The following is a 3300-nucleotide window of genomic DNA, read 5'->3' as shown; positions in this document are numbered from 1 at the left end:
CAGCGCCGATCCCGCGCGGCGGCGAGCGTCGCGGCCAACTGCCCGCGGTAGAAGCGCAGCGCCGCCATCGCGCCGATGCCGCGCGCCAGCCGCCGCTTCACCGCGCCGAGCCGCGGCGCGCGGGCGAGGATGATGACGGTGTCGCCCCTCACGCCGCGCGCCCTGCATAGATCTTCCGGATGCGATCCGGCGCGACGCCGACGAACCAGAGCGACAGGCAGGTCAGGTTCCGCGCGGAGCGGCGCAGATAGCCGTCGCGCCGCCAGCGCGCCGCGCTCGTCACCGCCGCGACGTCGAGCGCGACGAGGCGTGCGCGCCCGATCCGGCGGACCAGGTCCACATCTTCCATCAGCGGCAGCGGACGGACGCCGCCGACCGCGTCCAACAAGTCGCGGTGGATGAGCAACCCCTGGTCGCCATAAGGCAGCGCGAGCGCGCGACAGCGCCAGGCGACGGCGCGTTCCAGCCGGCGCGCGGCGGGCGCGTCGTCGTCGAGCGCGAAGCGGAAATAGGCGGCGCGGCCCGGATCGCGCATCGCGACCCGCACCGCATCCTCCCAGCCCGTCGCGAGCCGCGTGTCGGCATGCAGCAGCAGCAGCCACGGCCCCTGCGCGGCCGCGATGCCGGCCGCGAGCTGGGTACCGCGTCCGCGCGGCGCCGCCACCACCCGCGCGCCGGAGCCCCGCGCGATCTCCGCCGTGCCATCCCGGCTGCCGCCATCCACGACGACGACCTCGGCCGGGAGGCCCAGCAGGGCGCCGATCGTGCCTTGGAGGGACGCGGCGGCGTCGAGCGCCGGGACGACCACGCTGAGACCCGGGATCACGGACGGTTCACCGGCACGAATTCGCATTTTGTTCTTGACCGACCCTACCGCACCGGCCAAGTTCGGGCAGGAACAAATCGGGAAACAGAGGAGCGACCATGCCGGACGGTAGCACGGCACTCCCCTCGGGCCTGCTCTCCCTGGCCCGCAAGGGCCGGGGCGCGGTGACCAACCCGCCGGTCCGCTACGAGTCCGCGCGCACCGAGGCCTGGGACGACGGCTGGGGCACGCTGGCCGAGGATCTCGCCAACCTCCCCCCGCTGCCGACCGAACTGATCCGGGAGAAGGCGAAGTCGGCGCTGGCCTGGAACGACAGCCCGGACATCGGCTTCGATCGCTCCCTCAATCCCTATCGCGGCTGCGAGCATGGCTGCATCTACTGCTATGCCCGCCCAGCGCATGCCTATGTCGGCATGTCGCCCGGCCTCGACTTCGAGACGCGGCTGCTCTTCAAGCCCGACCTGCCGGAGCTGCTGGAGAAGGAGCTCTCGAAGCCCGGCTACGTGGCGAAGCCGGTCGCGCTCGGCGCCAACACCGATCCCTACCAGCCGGTCGAGCGGACGCTCGGCATCACGCGGCGCGTGCTTGAGGTGCTGGAGCGCTTCGGCCATCCGGTGACGATCGTGACGAAGTCGGCCGGCGTGCTGCGCGACCTCGACATCCTGAAGCGGCTTGCCGAACGCAACCTGTTGCATGTCTGCCTGTCGGTCACGACGCTGGATCTGAAGCTCGCACGGATCATGGAGCCGCGCGCGGCCTCGCCGCTGAAGCGGCTCGAGGCGGTGGCGGCGCTGCGCCAGGCCGGGGTTCCGGTCGGCGTGCTGGTGGCGCCGGTGATCCCGGGTCTCAACGACGCCGAGATCGAGCGCATCCTGGAGATGTCGGCCCGCGCCGGCGCGACACGGGCGGGCTATGTGCTGCTGCGCCTGCCGCTCGAGATCCGCGGCATGTTCGAGGCCTGGCTGAACGAGCACCACCCGGAGCGCGCGGCGCGCGTGCTGGCCCTGGTGCGCGAAACGCGCGGCGGACGGCTCTACGACAGCCGCTTCGGCACGCGCCAGACCGGCACCGGGCCCTATGCCGAGCTGATCTCCCAGCGCTTCCGCATCGCGCTGCGCCGCTTCGGCCTGGATGGCCGCGGCGACATGGGCAAGGCGCTCGACTGCTCGCAATTCCGCGCGCCTGTGGAGGCTCCGCGGCAGCTGGAGCTGCTTTGATCCCCACGACGACGCTGTGCGTCGCCGCGGGGACCCCGGTTTCTGCGCCGCGCGTGTCGCGGAGGCTCATCCTCCCGCGACAAAGCCGCGGGAGGGCGCCGGGGAGCGGAAGCAGGCTCCGGCACAGCCCGGTCTCCTACCGCCGCGCCACCGCCATCGGGAAGCTCCGCAGGTCGCGCTGGGCGGTGCGGAACACCGCGTCCTGGCGGTGGCGCTTCTCGGCCGCGAGCTGCGGCACGCGGGCCGTGACCCATTCGCCGAGCGCGAGCGCGCTGACCCGCCCCTCCCCGTCCACCGCCGCGCGGCCGCGCAGGCCCTCGCGCAGCGCATAGGCGAAGACGCCGTTGCGGTCGTCGTAGCTGTCGAGCGCTTCCTGCACGCTCGTGCTGGCGGCCAGCAGGAAGCGCCCCGTCTCGTTCCCGAGCGCCGAGAGCTGGTCCATCGTCAGCTGCCCGGCGTGGCAGGTATCGAGCAGCAGGAACGCGTTGCGCGCCCGGATGCGCGAGATCGCGACGACCAGCGTCGAATCGTCGAGCCCCTGCCGCCGCAGCGCGTCCCAGTTCGACGCATCCGAGACGTCGTGCGGCAGGAAGAGGAAGCGGTTGTCGGGCTCGGTCCGGACGCCGTGGCCGGCGATGTAGAGCACGAAGGTGTCCTCGGCCGCGGTGCCGCGGGCGGCCGCCTCGATCGCCGCCAGCACGCCGGCGCGCGTCGCCTGGCGGTCGAGCAGCAGCGTCGCGTGGACCTCGCGGAACAGTCCCTCGCCCTGTGCGCGCAGCGTCTCCACCACGGTGCGCGCGTCCGCCGCCGCGAAGGCCAGGTTGAGCTGCGGGTTGGCGTATTCATTGACGCCGATCGCGACGATCACGAGCCGCCCCGAGCCCTCCGGCGCGGCGGGTGCGCCGGCGCGGCGGAGATCGAGCGTGGGCCCCTCGGCGAAGACCGTCCGGTCCTCCGCATAGAGCCGCGTCGCGACGCGGTTGGACCCGCTGTCGAGAGGCACCTCGACCGCGATGTCCTGGCCGGCCACCGGCTCGACCCGCGCGGCGATTCGATCGTTCACCAGCACGTCGAGCGGGCCGAGCCCGAGCCCGCGATCGGTGGCGCGGAAGGTCAGGCGCAGCGCGCCCGCGTCGTCCGGCAGGCTGCGCGCGTCCCAGCCGATCGGCTCCGCGCCCGTCGCGGACAGGATGCTCGCCTGGCCGGCCGCGAGCACCGGCAGGCGGCCGATGCGCGCCCGGACGTCGCCGAGCGCCG

The 3300-nt window shown here is 73.5% G+C and carries 3 protein-coding genes; 1 reads left to right on the top strand and 2 read right to left on the bottom strand.

Features of this window, described 5'->3' with window-relative positions:
- Positions 1-148: 148 nt before the first annotated feature.
- Positions 149-826 (bottom strand): TIGR04283 family arsenosugar biosynthesis glycosyltransferase, encoded by a 678-nt coding sequence (locus L2I40_RS20925; protein ID WP_237217104.1) that lies wholly within the window; start codon positions 824-826, stop codon positions 149-151.
- Between the two features lie 98 nt (positions 827-924).
- Between L2I40_RS20925 and L2I40_RS20920 the strand changes: the two genes are divergently transcribed.
- Positions 925-2043, top strand: a complete 1119-nt coding sequence (locus tag L2I40_RS20920; protein ID WP_237217103.1) for a PA0069 family radical SAM protein — start codon at positions 925-927, stop codon at positions 2041-2043.
- Positions 2044-2179: 136 nt separating this feature from the next.
- Here L2I40_RS20920 and L2I40_RS20915 read toward each other — a convergent pair.
- Positions 2180-3300, bottom strand: a 1121-nt coding sequence (locus L2I40_RS20915) for a caspase family protein (RefSeq protein WP_237217102.1), incomplete at its 5' end; no start/stop codon positions are given.

Origin of the sequence: Falsiroseomonas oryziterrae (assembly GCF_021864505.1) — a bacterium.
GTDB lineage: Bacteria > Pseudomonadota > Alphaproteobacteria > Acetobacterales > Acetobacteraceae > Falsiroseomonas > Falsiroseomonas oryziterrae.
The sequence above is the reverse complement of the archived record's forward strand: the minus strand, read 5'-3'. Positions and strand labels throughout refer to the sequence as shown.

Bases quoted from the DNA above. Each gene is read 5' to 3' on its own strand.
- L2I40_RS20920 (WP_237217103.1), top strand. From the start codon at position 925: ATGCCGGACGGTAGCACGGCACTCCCCTCGGGCCTGCTCTCCCTGGCC.